The sequence below is a fragment of the Catenuloplanes japonicus genome (genome assembly GCF_000717135.1).
In the GTDB taxonomy this organism is placed as follows: domain Bacteria; phylum Actinomycetota; class Actinomycetes; order Mycobacteriales; family Micromonosporaceae; genus Catenuloplanes; species Catenuloplanes japonicus.
The window spans coordinates 287,645-300,627 of record NZ_JNXY01000033.1; the positions used below are offsets into that span (position 1 = coordinate 287,645).

Here is a 12,983-nt window from a genome sequence, read left to right on the forward strand (position 1 = left end):
ATCAGGAGGCGACGTGAGACCCGTTGCGTTCAGCCCGTTCGAGAAGTCGGTCGACCTGCCCCCGTACCGGGCGATCATGGCGGTCGACGCCAAGGGCTTCACGGCCGAGCCCGGCAGTGCCCACGAGGCGATCAGCGGCCTCATCCCGCGACTTGTTGGTAACGTGTTCGCCGAGGCGGAGCTGGAAGGACCGTGGAACCAGCCGGACTTCTTCGGCCCGTCCGGCGACGGGTTCGCGGTCGGGCTGCCGACCGAGATCCTGCCGTACCTCGTCGACCCGGTCCCGCGGATGCTCCAGGCCCGGCTGGCCGCGCACAACCGCGAGCTCCGGTACGGTCAGGCACGGCTCCGGCTGCGGATGAGCCTCCATGTCGGCCCGCTGCCGGCGAACCCTGCGGACCCGTACCGCACCGGCAACGGCACGGCGCGCAACGACACCCACCGCCTGCTGGACTCCCGGCCGGTCAAGGCGATGCTGGCGGCGGCCAGCCCGGAGACCACGTTCCTGGCCTGCATCCTCTCCGACCGGGTGTTCGCGGACGTGGTCGCGGAGGGCTACGCGGGCCGTCATCCGGACCACTTCCTCGAGGTCTCGGCCACGGTGGAGGGGAAGCCGTTCGCACAGCGCGCCTGGCTGCTCGTGCCGGAGGTGTCCGGCGGCCTGCTCGCGGCCGGGCTGCCGCAGGCCGACCCGGAGCCGGAGCGGGTTTCCGAGCCCGGCACCCGGTCCGCCTTCGCGCCGCACGTCGGCCGCGACAACACCGGGCAGATCATCGGTACGGTCGGGGGCAACGCGACCTTCGGCGGTGGCGGCCGATGACCGATCCGGAGACGTCGGGACCCGCGGATCCCGTGGCGGAAGCGGATTCCGCAGCCGAACCGGATCTCGTGGCCGGACCGGACCTCGCCGCGGAGCCCGAGGAGATGGACGACTTCGAGGAGCCGGCCGACGCCCGGGTCTTCGCGCCCACGCTGCAGACCAACGCCGGCCAGGTGATCGGCGAGGTGCGCGGCGACGTCGTGCAGTACATCCGCCAGTACCACCACCAGGTGGCCGAGGCCCGCGCGCTGACACCGCTCTTCGTGGAACAGACCATGGCGACCTATGTGGAACGCGAGTGGCGCACGCCGGCCGGTCCCTGGCTGGACAGCAAGCAGGCCGCCGATGCGTTCACCCACGAGACCTGCGTGTTCCTCGCCGGCGAGCCCGGCACCGGCCGCCGCACGGCCGCGATCGCGCTGCTCAGCCGGCTCGGGCTGCCGCTGCACGAGCTGCCGGTCGACGACGACCACCAGCGGCTGATCCCGGCCGAGCAGCTGAACTGGCCGGACCGGGACCGGGCCGGCTACCTGCTGGTCCTGCCGAAGGGCGAGACCGAGACGGACCTGGCCGCCTACCGCCAGGAGATCGCCCGGCGCCGCTCGTTCCTGGTGGTGATGACGGAGCCGGAGGCCGCGACGCTGCATACCGGGCCGGTGCTCACGGTCGGCCTCCCGGACGCGCGGCAGCTGCTGGTCAGCGCGCTCGGGCGGCACCTCTCCGGCCGGCTGGACGTCGACCGGCTCGCGGAGCAGCGCGCGCTGGCCGGCGTGCTCGCCGCCGGCACCCGCCCGCATCAGGTGATGCGGCTCGCGGAGCGGATCGTCGCCACCGTCGGTGCGTGGCCGGGCCACCCCACCGTGGAGACGGTCGCGGCCGAGGCGGTGAAGGCGTACCACGACTGGCAGACCGAGCTCGCCGACTGGTTCACCGAGCACGGCGACACACGGGACCGCCTCTTCTTGGTCGCGCTGGCGATGCTGGAGGGCGAGCACGGCGGCCCGGTCCTGGACGCCGCCGACGCGCTCGGCGTGCTGACCGGAGAGGACTCCGGCGCGCCCGGCGGAATCGGGGAGTCCGGCCTCCGGGAGCTCACTGGCACGGTGCTCGCCGGCGTGGACGGCCAGCAGCGGTTGTTCTTCCAGCGTCCGGCGTACGCCCCCGCGGTGCTGCGTTTCGTGCACTCGGACCGGTCCGCCGTGTTCCGCGCCCGCATGTGGGGCTGGGCCGCGGGCCTGCCGATGCGCGGGCGCGGCAAGCCCAGCGGGCGGATCGCGGCCCGGGTGGCGAACGCACTGCTCGCGCTGACCGCGGCCGTGCCGGAGACCGCGGTGGCGCACCTGTCCGGGCTGGTCCGGCTGTGGTGGGCGTACCCCACGCTGCGTCCGCTCGCGCTCGACCTGGTCACGGCCGTCGCGCTGAGCCCGGAGGCCGGCCGGCGCATGCGGGAGCGGCTCAACACCTGGGCCACCCAGTCCGGCGCGACCTCGACGCTGGTGCCGGCGGTCGCGGAGATCTGCGTCGGCCCGCTCGCGGACGCGTACCCACGGGCCGCGTTCGTCCGGCTCAACAACCTGGCCGGTCGCGGCTTCGACACGGCCGGGAGCGCGGTGGCCGGCGCGCTCCGCCTGCTCTGGGATCGCCCGGCGCATCGGTTCGCGGTGTTCGCCCAGCTCACGGCCTGGCTCGGCGAGGAAGGACCCCGGCGGGAGGCCGGGCTGCGTGCGCTGGCCGCGCTGACCGTCACACCCGAGGACACGGAGGACCTGCTGATGTACGTCGCGAACCATTCGATCCGGCGCCGTGAGGCGTTCCTCGACGCGCTCGCGGTCGCGCTCCGCCCGGCCGTGCCCGCGGGCGGGCTGCCGGACACCTGGCCGGACGCGGCCGCGCGGTCGCCCGTCTCCGCCGAGGTGTTCGGCGACCTGCTGGTACGCGTGGTGGGCACCGGGACCGGGGCCAGCACGCGGCTGGCCGGCCTATTGAGGTGGCTCGCCGGCTGGACGTCCGCGGACCCGGACCGGGTGCCGCCGGACGACCTGATCAGGCGGCTGCACCAGGCGGATCCGCTGCGCCGCGCGGCGGTGGCCCGATGACCGCCGGCACGTTCTTCACGCGGATGCGCGACGCCTTCAACGGCCCTCCACCTACCCCGCCCCAGGCCGGGCCGGTGGTGCGCACCGAGCAGTTCGCGGTCACGCTGCCCAGCTCGCTGAGTGTCGCGGTCTTCGACGCGGAATTCACCATCCAGTGGTACGCCACGCGGGAGACACAGGAGCACCGGTGGCAGATCCGCCGGACGTTCCAGCATCTGGCGCAGCGGCACTCGCCGTCGTTCTCCGTGAACCGGGCCGGTGATCTGGAGATCGAGCTGAACCTGCTGGCGCAGGGTTCGTGGCGGCAGCAGACCCCGGCCGGCGCACAGGTCACCTGGACACAGATCACGGTGACCGCCTCGGACTCGGCGCGCGCGGCGGCCGAGTCGCTGGCCACGATCGCGCGGCAGGCGGAGGTCGACCTGGCGAAGCACCGGGCCGAGCTGGACAGGCTGCAGTACCTGCGCGACGACGTGCTCGCCCGGCCGGCGGTCGCCCGCAGCTACTGGCTGGAGCGCCACAAGAGCTCGCTGAACGATCTGCTCGACGAGCGGTTCGAGCTGGTGGCCGCGAAGTTCGGCAGTAGTACGGACTCGTCGGTGGCGATGATCGCGGGACTGCTGGAGAAGTTCCTGACCGGCCTGGACGCGGACAGCCAGGCATATCTGCTGGGTCAGCTCGGGATTGTGTTCGCCTCCTACGACCGTGAGGACCTGGCCCGGGAGCTGGAGCGGTAGGCATCGGCCTCCGGGGCGCACCGTGGCGTGCACCCCGGAGGCCGATGCGTGGGAGCGCTACCAATAAATCTGGACATATTTGAGTTTCGTGATCTTTGTTGGGGAGATTGGTATCGACGTACGCAAAACCAACGAAAGGGATCAAGTATGTCGAAGCTCTCTATCCGGACGCTTGCCGCGGCCTGTGTCCTCGCGATGGCGGCAACCGGCCTCACCGCCGCCCCCGCGAACGCCGCCCCCGCCGAGCCGCTGGGCACGCTCACCTCGACGGTGACCGGCACGTTCACGGACGCGTCCGGCGGGATCGGCACGTTCACCGGCACGTTCACGCCGTCGCAGTTCACCGAGGACGGTTCCGCGATCTCCGCCACCGGCGTGGTCGCCGGCGAGCTGGTCGACTCGACCGGTACCTCGCTCGGCGAGACCTCCGCGCCCGCCACCACGCAGGTCACCCAGCTGCTGCCCGGCGCGAGCTGCGAGATCCTCGACCTGCGGCTGGCCCCGCTGAACCTGGACCTGCTCGGCCTGGTCGTCCACCTGGACTACCTGCACCTGAACATCACGGCCGTGCCCGGCGCCGGCAACCTGCTCGGCAACCTCCTGTGCGCCGTGGTCGGCCTCCTCGACCCGCTCGGCCCCCTGAGCGGCATCGTGGCCCTGCTCAACCAGATCCTCGCCGCGCTCGGCCTCGCGCTCTGACGTAGCGACCCCCGCCGGTCACCGTGGCGGCCGTGACCAGGCCGTTGATTATCGGGCGCCCCCGTTCTACGGGGGCGCCCGATCGCGGCTCCAGCCGGTCGGACCGTCACCCGCGCCGCACGCCCGCATTCAGGAGTCACCGTCTTCGGGAGGGTGTCCCGGTCGGGGCGAGGGCACGGGGTGCGTGCCGATCAACGTGCGTGCGACGGAGGCCGCGTGCTCTTTCCGGTGACGCGCGGAACCGGCTCCGGCGCCGGGAGGCAAGCGGAGCGCCGGCGGAGTCTTGGCGTACGGCGAGGTTTGCCCGCGGGAGCAGCGCTGCCGGACCACGCCGGAAGCGGGAAAATGAATTGGATCCTGATCTTCGCGAAGCGTGGCAGGGTGCTACGCCGCGACGACGCCGACGGTCGCCGGGTCAGGCTCCGGCTGCGAATCGCGGGCTGAGGGACTCGACGTCGGACGGGGTCAGGGTGCCGTCGGCGACGATGACGGTGTGGCGGCGGGAGATGGTGGCGCCGGCCGGGATGAGCAGGGGCTTCTCCCAGGCGAGGGCGACGCAGACGCCGGGGTAGATGCCGGTGCGGGCGAACCAGTGGTCGCCGTCGCCGAGGCCGCTGAAGATCAGGGTGTGGCCGGCGGCGGTGAAGGCGAGCCAGGGGGCGGTGCCGCCGTTGACGGTGGATTCGCCGCGGGCGCCGGTCGCGTCGAAGACGTCGGCGGGGCCGGGGGCGCAGCGCCAGAAGAAGCCGCCGTAGCCGGCGGCGTCGGGGCGGCCGTTGGTGGCGGGGCTGCCGAGCGTGATGTCGCGGTCCGGCGGTGCGGTCAGCGTGTAGGCGACCTCCAGGGACCAGGCGCGGGTGTCGAGCGGGCGGGCGGCGAGCGTGCGGTCCTCGGTGACGAGCAGCGTGCCGTCGGGGGCGAGCCAGTGGAGTGTCTCGGCGAGCGCGTCGGAGGCGGCGGTGGGGGAGAGGCGGGCGTCGACGATGCGGCCGTGGTCGTCGAGCCAGGTGTAGCCCTGGTCGCGGACGTAGGTGCGGCCGCCCCACAGGTTGGTGCCGGACACGTCCTGCATGGCGACGGAGACGCCGAGGTGCCAGCGGTGATCGTCCGGGAACGCGTCGGTGACCGTGACGCCGCCGAGCGTGGTGACCGGGTGCAGGTAGGGGCGGGGGCCGAGCGCGGGCTCGACGTCCGCGCCGTCCTGGAGGCGGGCGACCACGGCACCCGCGACGGTGAGCCGCGCTGACTCGGGCATCTGAGAACCCTCCGACGAAGCAGTAGGAAAGCGCTTCCCCCCGTGCCACCATATCGACTTTCTCAGGTTCGTCACAGCGGTCACCGGGAAGGATCGGCGGCATGCTGCAGCGGTCGAAGGTGAGCGCACATCGAGCGGTCGTGCTGGCGGCGGTCTCCCGCCCGTGGTTCTGGCCGGTGTCGTGGGTGCCGGCCTACCTGGGGCTGGTGCTCGGTTCCGGCAGGCTCACCCCCGCCGATCCGGTGAGGGCGGCGCTCACGCTGCTCGTGCTGGGCCCGCTGATCTGGGGCGCGGTGCTGGCCCACAACGACCTGCACGACCTGCCCACCGATCGGCTGAACCCACGCAAGAGGCAGGCCGGGAGGGTACGCCCGGAGGCGCTGAGGATCTACGCCGCCACCGCCGGGCTCGCCGCGCTGGGGACGGCCGCGCTGATCGGCCCGCTGTTCGTGCTCGGCGTGGCCGCGGTGCTGGCGCTCGGCTGGGCCTACAGCGCGCCGCCGCTGCGGCTCAAGGCCCGCCCCGGCCTGGACGTGCTGGTCAACGCGCTGGTGGTGGGCGTGGTCGCGCCGCTGGGCGGCTGGTCGGTGGCGCGGGATCCGTGGGACTTCCCGTGGCAGATGGGGCTGCTCGGGCTGCTGTTCGCGGCCGCGTTCTACATCCCGACGACCGTGGTGGACCGGCCCGCCGACCTGCGGGCCGGGTACTCCACGATCGCGGTCCGGTACGGCGCGGACGGTGCGTACCGGCTGGGGCTGTCGCTCTGGGCCTTCGCGCTCGGGGTGTCGCTCGCCTGCGCCAGCGCGGACGTGCTGATCCCCGCGTCCACGCTGCCGTTTCAGCTGGGGCTGGCGCCGGTGCTGCTCGGCGCGTACACGGTGCTGTCCAGGCGGCCGTCGATCCCGAGGCTGGCCGTGCTGGCGCTGGTGTTCGCGCTGCCGTCGATCGGGTTCGTGACCTCGGTCGCCTGAACGGCAGCCGTCTCCGTGGCCTGATTGACGGCCGCGATGCCGCCGAGGATGAGCACGCCGCCGGCCAGCTGGGTGAGCGTGAGGTTCTCGCCGAGCAGCAGCCAGGCGAAGATCGAGGCGAACACGACCTCCAGCAGCCCGATGAAGGACGCGAGCCGGGAACCCAGCACGTTCGCCCCGAGGATGCCGGTGGCGTACGCGATCGCGGTGCCGAACAGCGCGACCACGGCCAGCGGCACCCACCACGGCGCGGGCGTCCCGAGCAGCGGCACCGCGTCGAACGTGGCGGTGAACGGCAGCAGCCCGACGGCGCCGATCAGCGCGAGCAGGGTGCCGCCGACCAGTAGCCCGGCCCCGGCCAGCGCGACCGGCGGGAGCCCGTCGGACGGGCGCGCGCCGACCACGAAGTAGATCGCGCAGCCGACCGCGGCCGCGAACGCCAGCAGCAGCCCGAGCACGTCGACGGCCCGCACCGCGCCGGGCCCGATGACCAGCACCAGGCCGCCGATCGCGAGCACGGAGCCGAGCAGCACGGCCGGCCGGGGCGCGCGGCGGGTGCTGACCCAGGCCCAGAGCACGAGCAGCAGCGGCGCCAGGTATTCGACCAGCAGCGCGGTGGAGACCGGGATGCGGGAGATCGCCGCGAAGTAGGTGACCTGGGTGAACGCGACCGCGACCACGCCCATGCCGAGCACCCGCCAGCGGGCGCGCCAGAGCGCGTGCCGGCGTCCGCGCAGTGACCAGAGCACGAAGGGCAGGAGCAGCAGACCGGCCGAGAGCGTGCGCGCGGAGACCGCGGCCGCGGGGGACCAGCCGGCCTCCAGCAGCGGCTTGACGAAGGCGCCGGACGTCGCGAACGAGGCGGCCGACACGAACGCGGCGACCAGGCCGGTGGACTGCTTCACGATGCCTCCTGTCATGAGCTAAATTGCTGACACCCCTGACGCTAGGATGCTCGACGTGAGGAGTCAACTTGCTTTTTGCCCCTGACACGGAGGAGGCGCTCGAGTTCGTGGTCGCGCTGGTCAACACGGAGCCCGCGGCCTCCCGCTCCGGCGCGGACGAACTGACCACGGTCGGCGACCTGCGCGCGCTGATCGGCCGGTTCACCTACTCCGGGCGCTTCGACTGGGACGACGACGAGCTGCGCGCGGTCCTGCGCACGCGGGACCTGCTGCGCGAGGTCTGGACGCTGGACCGCGACGAGGCGGTCACCGTGGTCAACCGGATGCTGCGGAACGGGCGCGCGCTGCCGTACCTGGCCCGGCACGACGACTACGACTGGCACCTGCACGCCACCGACCCGGACGCGCCACTGGCCGTGCGGATGGAGGTCGAGGCCGCGCTCGCGCTGATCGACGTGATCCGGATGAACGAGACCGGGCGGCTGCGGGTCTGCGCGGCCGACGACTGCACCGGGCTCTTCGTCGACCTGTCCAAGAACGGATCCAAGCGCTTCTGCACCGTACGGTGCGGAAACCGGATGAACATGATCGCCCACCGGAGCCGGAAGCACCTCAACGGCAACCGCTGACCGCCCGCGACCGCACCGCCCGGCCGGGAACGTAGGGCCCGCACGAGCAGCCGAGCCCGGGAGAAGCCACATGTCGCACGACCTCGTCCTCGTCGCCGAGGATGACCCGGACCTGCGGGAGCTGATCGCGATGTCGGTGGAGAGCGCGGGCCTGCGCACGGTCTGCGCCACGGACGGGATCACGGCCGCGCGCGTGCTCGAGTCCGCGCGTCCGCGGGCCGTCGTCACGGACGTGGGCATGCCGGCCATGACCGGCCTGGAGCTGTGCCGCCTGGTCCGCTCGCAGCCGCGGCACCGGGGCGTGCCGGTCATCATGGTCTCCGCCGCGATCAACGCGGCCGACATCGAGGCCGGGTACGCGGCCGGCGCCGACGACTACCTGGCCAAGCCGTTCTCGCCGCGCGCGTTCCGGGCCCGCCTGCTCGACCTGCTCGGCGCGCCCGCGCTCGCGACCGGCCCGCGCCGGTGCGTGCCGGCCCACGCCCGCCAGCACCGCTACGCGCGCCCGATCGGCCCGCGGAACATGCGCGGATAACCAGCGGCAGGGTGCGGGCCCTCCCGCGTAACCTGTCGTCCATGGTGAAGCGGGAGGGTACGGACGGGCGGACGCTCGTCGCGTCCAACAAGAAGGCCCTGCACGAGTACACGGTGCTGAAGACCTACGAGGCCGGGCTGGTGCTGGCCGGCGCCGAGGTGAAGTCGCTGCGCGCCGGGCACGTGTCGCTGAAGGAAGCGTTCGCGCAGGAGCGGGACGGCGAGATCATGCTGCACAACCTGCACATCGCGGACTGGGGCTTCGGCGACTACTCGCTGCACGCGCCGCGGCGCACCCGCAAGCTGCTGCTGAACCGGTCCGAGATCGACCGGATCCTGTCCAAGCTGCGCGAGGGCGGCGGCACCACGCTGGTCCCGCTGTCGCTCTACTTCTTCAACGGCTGGGCCAAGATCGAGCTGGCGCTGGCGAAGGGCAAGCGCGCCTACGACAAGCGGCAGGCGCTCGCGGAACGGGATGCGAACCGCGAGATCGCCCGCCAGATGGGCCGCCACCTCAAAGGCCGGCAGCCCGCGTCGCGGCCTCGATGATCTCCAGCCCGGCCAGCGAGTCCGCCGGGTCGACCGGCATCGGCGCGCCCTCCCGCAGCGCGGCCGCGACCCCGGCGTAGAACGCGGGGTAGGCGCCCGGCTCGGTCGGCACCGGCGTGACCTCGTCCCCGGCGCCGAGCAGGCCCGGGGACCCCGCACCCCAGCCGGGCGAGGACGGGTCACCACCGGCGGCCAGCGCGGCCTCCTGGCCGTCCAGGCCGTGCGTGACGTAGGCCGCGTCCGTGCCCAGCACCCGGAACCGCGGGCCGGGCTGCGCGACCAGCCGGCTCATCCACAGGTGCGACCGGACGCCGGTGAGGTGCCGCAACGCCACGAACGCGTCGTCCGGCACGGTCGAGCCGGGCCGGACCACGCCCAGCTCCGCGTACTCCACCTCGGCCGGGCCGAACAGCAGCAGCGCCTGGTCGATCAGGTGCGCGCCGAGGTCGTAGAGGACGCCGGCGCCGGGCGCGGCCTCCTCCTTCCAGGAGCCCTCCTTCAGCGCGGGCTTCCACACCTCGAACCGGGACTCGAACCGGTGCACCCGCCCGAGCGCGCCCTCGTCGAGCAGCTTCCGCACGGTGAGCAGGTCGCCGTCCCAGCGCCGGTTCTGGAACACGGTCAGCGCCACGCCCCTGGTCTGCGCGGCCTCGATCAGGTCCCGGCCCTCCGCCGCGGTCGGCGCGAACGGCTTGTCCACCACCACGGGCAGCCCGGCGTCGATCGCGGCGCGGGCCTGCGGGACGTGCTGCGCGTTCGGCGTGGCGACCACGACCAGGTCGACGTTCCCGCCGCTGAGCAGCGCGTCCAGGGACGGCACGATCTCGGCGGACGGATGGGCGTCACGTGCGGCCGACTGCCGCGACGGGTTGGCGGTGACGATCGCGGACAGGTCCAGTCCGGGCGTGGCGGCGATCAGCGGGGCGTGGAACACCCGGCCGCCGAGGCCGAAACCGAGCAGACCGACGCGGATGGTGCTGGCCATGATGAAGCCGCCTTCCCGGGTAGATCTTGATCTTAAAGGGGAAACTCCTGCGCGGTGCCGGAACCCGGGCCGGTCGAGTGCGGAGGCGGCGGCCGCTCCACGCCGCGCGCGAACTGGCCCGGACGCGGCTTCGTCACCGCCAGCGGCACCAGGTGCACCGGCGGGCCCGGGGCGTTGATCTTCCCCGGCGACCAGCGCACCCAGAGCGCGACGCGGCCGGCCGCGGCCTCCGCCACCAGCTTGTCCACGGTCCGGCGGCGATCCGTGTGGTCCACCTCGATCGCGATCGGCAGCGCGCCGCCCGGCCGGGCGCAGGCCACGTCCAGCACCGACTTCTGCCGGTCCAGCGGCGGCGGCAGCGACACCACGCTCGGCGCCCGGCGGTAGACGCGCCAGCCCTGGGCCTGCGCCCACCCGGTGATCGCGTCGATGACCAGCGCGGTCACCTGATCCGTGCCGAGCCCGGTGAACGCCAGCCCGTCCAGGTGCGCGGCGAGCGCCGCGGCCAGTTCCGCACCGTCGTCCATGGGGAGAGCCTAGTTTCCTCGCGGGGGCGCGAAGCGTTCACCCATACGTGGAGACCTACACCGTACGGGTGGGACAGTTCGGGCATCCGGCACACGCGCTGCACCTGGCGCTGTCGTTCCTCACGCTCGGCTGGTGGGTGGGCGTCTACGCGGTGCACGCGCTGATCTGGTCGCGCCGCCGGGACGTCGTCACGATCACGGTCCCGGCCGGCTCCCGGGTGGAGTGGCGCGGCGGCTACCCCGAGGTGCTCGGCCCGGACGAATGGCTCGAACCGGTCGCCGCCCCCGAACGCCTCCGGACTCTGCGCCCCTATCTGGTGCCGGGCGCGGTGGCGCTCGTGGTCGTCGTCGTGCTGCTGATTCGCTGAGTCAGCAGGTCGCGCTCGCGTGCGGTGGGTGCCAGCGCGGCCGCGCGGACCAGTTCCTCGTCCGCCTCTGCGGTCCGGCCCAGCCGGATCAGGATGTCCGCGCGCACGGCGCCGACCAGGTGGTGCCGGGCCATCCGCGGGTCCGCGCGCACCTCGTCCATCGCGTCCAGCGCCGCCTCCGGGCCGTCCGCGTGGAGCACCGCGACCGCGCGGTTCAGCAGCACCACCGGGGACGGCGCGATCTGGCCGAGCGCGTCGTAGAGCGCCACGATCGCCTCCCAGTCCGTCGCCTCGAAGCTGCGCGCCCGTGCGTGGCAGGCCGCGATCGCGGCCTGCACCGAGTACGGACCGAGCGGCCGGCGCAGCGCGATCGCCCGGTCCAGCGCGGACAGGCCGTGCCGGATCAGCGTCCGGTCCCAGCGCGCGCGGTCCTGGTCCTGCAGCAGGACCGGCTCGCCGTCCGGCGTGGTGCGGGTCCGGAACCGGGACGCCTGCAACTCCATCAGCGCGACCAGGCCGTGCGGCTCCGGCTCGCGCGGCAGCAGGCCGGTCAGCATGCGCCCGAGCCGCATCGCCTCCTCGGCCAGATCGCGCCGGATCCACTGCTCGCCGCTGGTCGCCGCGTGTCCCTCGGTGAAGATCAGGTAGATGACCTCCAGGACCGCGGGCAGCCGTGCGGTGAGATCGCCCGGCGTCTCGAACGGGACCTTCGCCTCCGCGAGCGTGCGCTTGGCCCGGGAGATCCGCTGACCGACCGTGGCGGACGGTTGCAGGTAGGCGCGGGCGATCTCGTCCGTGGTCAGGCCGCCGAGCAGCCGCAGCGTGAGCGCGGTCCGGGACTCGCGGGGCAGCACCGGGTGGCAGGCCGTGAAGATCAGCGCCAGCAGATCATCGTCGGATCTCTCCGACACGGTGGGATCTGAGGCGGCGTTGATCTGGCGGTCGTCGCGCATCCGGTCCCGGCGGATCCGGTCGATCGCCTTGTGCCGTCCGGTGGTGTGCAGCCACGCGCCCGGGTTCGGCGGCACACCGTCCGCCGGCCACTGCTCCAGCGCGGCCACGAACACGTCCTGCGCGATCTCCTCGGCGATCCCCACGTCCCGGGTCAGCCGGGAGAGCGAGGCGATCAGACGGGCCGACTCCATCCGCCAGATCGCCTCGATCCTCCGGTGCACGGCTCAGGCGCCCTGCTGCTGCGCCTGGATCCGCCGGGCCAGCTCCGCTTCCTTCTCGATCAGCTCCGGCGTCATCCGGTCCGCGAAGTCCTCGTTCTCGTAGAACGGCCGCAGCTCCAGCACCTGCTCCGCGCCGTAGTAGGCGTCGTGCGGGCACCGCTTCGCCCACTCGATCGCCTCCTCCATCGAGGACACCTGCCAGATCCAGTACCCCGCGACGATCTCCTTCGACTCCGCGAACGGCCCGTCCACCACCGAGGTGTCGCCACCGGCCGCGAAGACCACCTTGGCACCGGCGGAGGTGGGTCGCAGGCCGTCGCCGCCGAGCATGATGCCGGCCTTGACCAGCTCCTCGTTGTAACGCCCCATCTCCTCGAACATCTCCGTGGTCGGCGTGATCTTGTCCTCGTCCGCCCCGTGCCCCTTGATCATCACCATGACGCGCATCGTGCTGCTCCTCGTGCCGTAAACGGTTCGCTCCGGCGACCTTAACCGCGCCGGATGCGCTCTCACCCGGTCCTCGATCGGCGACCCCGGTTTTTCGACAGCGCGCGCCCTCCTCCTCAAAAATCTTTCACCCAAGATCAAGAGGCGGCGATGGAGATGAGGGGAGGAGGAGGGACGGAGGGAAAGGCGGGGAGGGATGGGGAGCCGGCGATGGAAGCGGCGGGGAGATGAGGGGCGGGGAACGAGGCGGGGCCAGTGGGAGTGGCGGGGGGGTGGGGGGGGGGGG

Annotated in this window: 14 protein-coding genes and 1 pseudogene; 9 read left to right on the plus strand and 6 right to left on the minus strand. The window is 73.0% G+C overall.

Annotated elements, in window-relative coordinates:
• Positions 1 to 13 precede the first annotated feature (13 nt).
• The 4 genes from OP04_RS38580 (at position 14) to OP04_RS38595 (ending at position 4,352) form a co-directional block, all read left to right on the plus strand.
• Positions 14 to 820, plus strand: coding sequence for a hypothetical protein (locus tag OP04_RS38580; protein WP_033344870.1), 807 nt, complete (start codon positions 14 to 16; stop codon positions 818 to 820).
• The gene (locus OP04_RS38585; protein ID WP_033344871.1) at positions 817 to 2,916 is read left to right on the plus strand and encodes a hypothetical protein; all 2,100 of its coding nucleotides are present in this window, start codon (positions 817 to 819) and stop codon (positions 2,914 to 2,916) included. The genes OP04_RS38580 and OP04_RS38585 overlap by 4 nt, the downstream gene beginning before the upstream one ends.
• Entirely contained in the window at positions 2,913 to 3,653 is a 741-nt protein-coding gene (locus OP04_RS38590) for a hypothetical protein (RefSeq protein WP_033344872.1), read from the plus strand. The genes OP04_RS38585 and OP04_RS38590 overlap by 4 nt, the downstream gene beginning before the upstream one ends.
• Positions 3,654 to 3,800: 147 nt before the next feature.
• Positions 3,801 to 4,352 carry a hypothetical protein gene (locus tag OP04_RS38595; RefSeq protein WP_033344873.1) on the plus strand — a complete coding sequence of 184 codons (552 nt, stop codon included), beginning with the start codon at positions 3,801 to 3,803 and terminating at the stop codon, positions 4,350 to 4,352.
• A gap of 415 nt (positions 4,353 to 4,767) precedes the next feature.
• Here OP04_RS38595 and OP04_RS38600 read toward each other — a convergent pair whose 3' ends face one another.
• The gene (locus OP04_RS38600) at positions 4,768 to 5,607 is read right to left on the minus strand and encodes a DUF6807 domain-containing protein (RefSeq protein WP_033344874.1); all 840 of its coding nucleotides are present in this window, start codon (positions 5,605 to 5,607) and stop codon (positions 4,768 to 4,770) included.
• Between the two features lie 101 nt (positions 5,608 to 5,708).
• Between OP04_RS38600 and OP04_RS56055 the strand changes: the two are divergent.
• Positions 5,709 to 6,434: pseudogene (locus OP04_RS56055) on the plus strand (UbiA family prenyltransferase); the annotation flags it as partial.
• An 11-nt stretch (positions 6,435 to 6,445) separates the two neighbouring features.
• Here the strand turns inward: OP04_RS56055 and OP04_RS38610 are convergent.
• Positions 6,446 to 7,483: an EamA family transporter gene (locus OP04_RS38610; protein WP_232323898.1), complete on the minus strand. Its 1,038-nt coding sequence runs from the start codon at positions 7,481 to 7,483 to the stop codon at positions 6,446 to 6,448.
• Positions 7,484 to 7,551: 68 nt separating this feature from the next.
• Here OP04_RS38610 and OP04_RS38615 point away from each other — a divergent pair, with 68 nt between their 5' ends.
• The 3 genes from OP04_RS38615 to smpB all read left to right on the plus strand — a co-directional run bounded on the left by OP04_RS38615 (position 7,552) and on the right by smpB (position 9,195).
• Complete coding sequence (locus OP04_RS38615) at positions 7,552 to 8,112, plus strand: CGNR zinc finger domain-containing protein (protein WP_033344875.1); 561 nt, start codon at positions 7,552 to 7,554, stop codon at positions 8,110 to 8,112.
• A gap of 70 nt (positions 8,113 to 8,182) precedes the next feature.
• The gene (locus OP04_RS38620) at positions 8,183 to 8,647 is read left to right on the plus strand and encodes a response regulator (RefSeq protein WP_051799729.1); all 465 of its coding nucleotides are present in this window, start codon (positions 8,183 to 8,185) and stop codon (positions 8,645 to 8,647) included.
• Positions 8,648 to 8,688: 41 nt separating this feature from the next.
• The gene (gene smpB, locus OP04_RS38625; RefSeq protein WP_157240934.1) at positions 8,689 to 9,195 is read left to right on the plus strand and encodes an SsrA-binding protein SmpB; all 507 of its coding nucleotides are present in this window, start codon (positions 8,689 to 8,691) and stop codon (positions 9,193 to 9,195) included.
• Here smpB and OP04_RS38630 read toward each other — a convergent pair.
• Positions 9,161 to 10,180 (minus strand): Gfo/Idh/MocA family protein, encoded by a 1,020-nt coding sequence (locus tag OP04_RS38630; RefSeq protein WP_033344876.1) that lies wholly within the window; start codon positions 10,178 to 10,180, stop codon positions 9,161 to 9,163. The genes smpB and OP04_RS38630 overlap by 35 nt on opposite strands.
• Before the next feature lie 32 nt (positions 10,181 to 10,212).
• Positions 10,213 to 10,707 (minus strand): hypothetical protein, encoded by a 495-nt coding sequence (locus tag OP04_RS38635; protein ID WP_033344877.1) that lies wholly within the window; start codon positions 10,705 to 10,707, stop codon positions 10,213 to 10,215.
• Between the two features lie 47 nt (positions 10,708 to 10,754).
• Here OP04_RS38635 and OP04_RS38640 point away from each other — a divergent pair, with 47 nt between their 5' ends.
• Positions 10,755 to 11,075 carry a hypothetical protein gene (locus OP04_RS38640; protein WP_033344878.1) on the plus strand — a complete coding sequence of 107 codons (321 nt, stop codon included), beginning with the start codon at positions 10,755 to 10,757 and terminating at the stop codon, positions 11,073 to 11,075.
• Here OP04_RS38640 and OP04_RS38645 read toward each other — a convergent pair.
• On the minus strand, positions 11,018 to 12,250 hold the full coding sequence (locus OP04_RS38645; RefSeq protein ID WP_332309704.1) for an RNA polymerase sigma factor: 1,233 nt from the start codon (positions 12,248 to 12,250) through the stop codon (positions 11,018 to 11,020). The genes OP04_RS38640 and OP04_RS38645 overlap by 58 nt on opposite strands.
• Positions 12,251 to 12,253: 3 nt before the next feature.
• On the minus strand, positions 12,254 to 12,697 hold the full coding sequence (locus OP04_RS38650) for a YciI family protein (protein WP_033344879.1): 444 nt from the start codon (positions 12,695 to 12,697) through the stop codon (positions 12,254 to 12,256).
• Positions 12,698 to 12,983 lie beyond the last annotated feature (286 nt).

Coding starts and splice junctions, on each gene's coding strand:
- OP04_RS38620 (WP_051799729.1), top strand. CDS start 8,183: ATGTCGCACGACCTCGTCCTCGTCGCCGAGGATGACCCGGACCTGCGG.
- OP04_RS38595 (WP_033344873.1), top strand. CDS start 3,801: ATGTCGAAGCTCTCTATCCGGACGCTTGCCGCGGCCTGTGTCCTCGCG.
- OP04_RS38585 (WP_033344871.1), top strand. CDS start 817: ATGACCGATCCGGAGACGTCGGGACCCGCGGATCCCGTGGCGGAAGCG.
- OP04_RS38630 (WP_033344876.1), bottom strand. CDS start 10,180: ATGGCCAGCACCATCCGCGTCGGTCTGCTCGGTTTCGGCCTCGGCGGC.
- OP04_RS38590 (WP_033344872.1), top strand. CDS start 2,913: ATGACCGCCGGCACGTTCTTCACGCGGATGCGCGACGCCTTCAACGGC.
- OP04_RS38650 (WP_033344879.1), bottom strand. CDS start 12,697: ATGCGCGTCATGGTGATGATCAAGGGGCACGGGGCGGACGAGGACAAG.
- OP04_RS38635 (WP_033344877.1), bottom strand. CDS start 10,707: ATGGACGACGGTGCGGAACTGGCCGCGGCGCTCGCCGCGCACCTGGAC.
- smpB (WP_157240934.1), top strand. CDS start 8,689: ATGGTGAAGCGGGAGGGTACGGACGGGCGGACGCTCGTCGCGTCCAAC.
- OP04_RS38600 (WP_033344874.1), bottom strand. CDS start 5,607: ATGCCCGAGTCAGCGCGGCTCACCGTCGCGGGTGCCGTGGTCGCCCGC.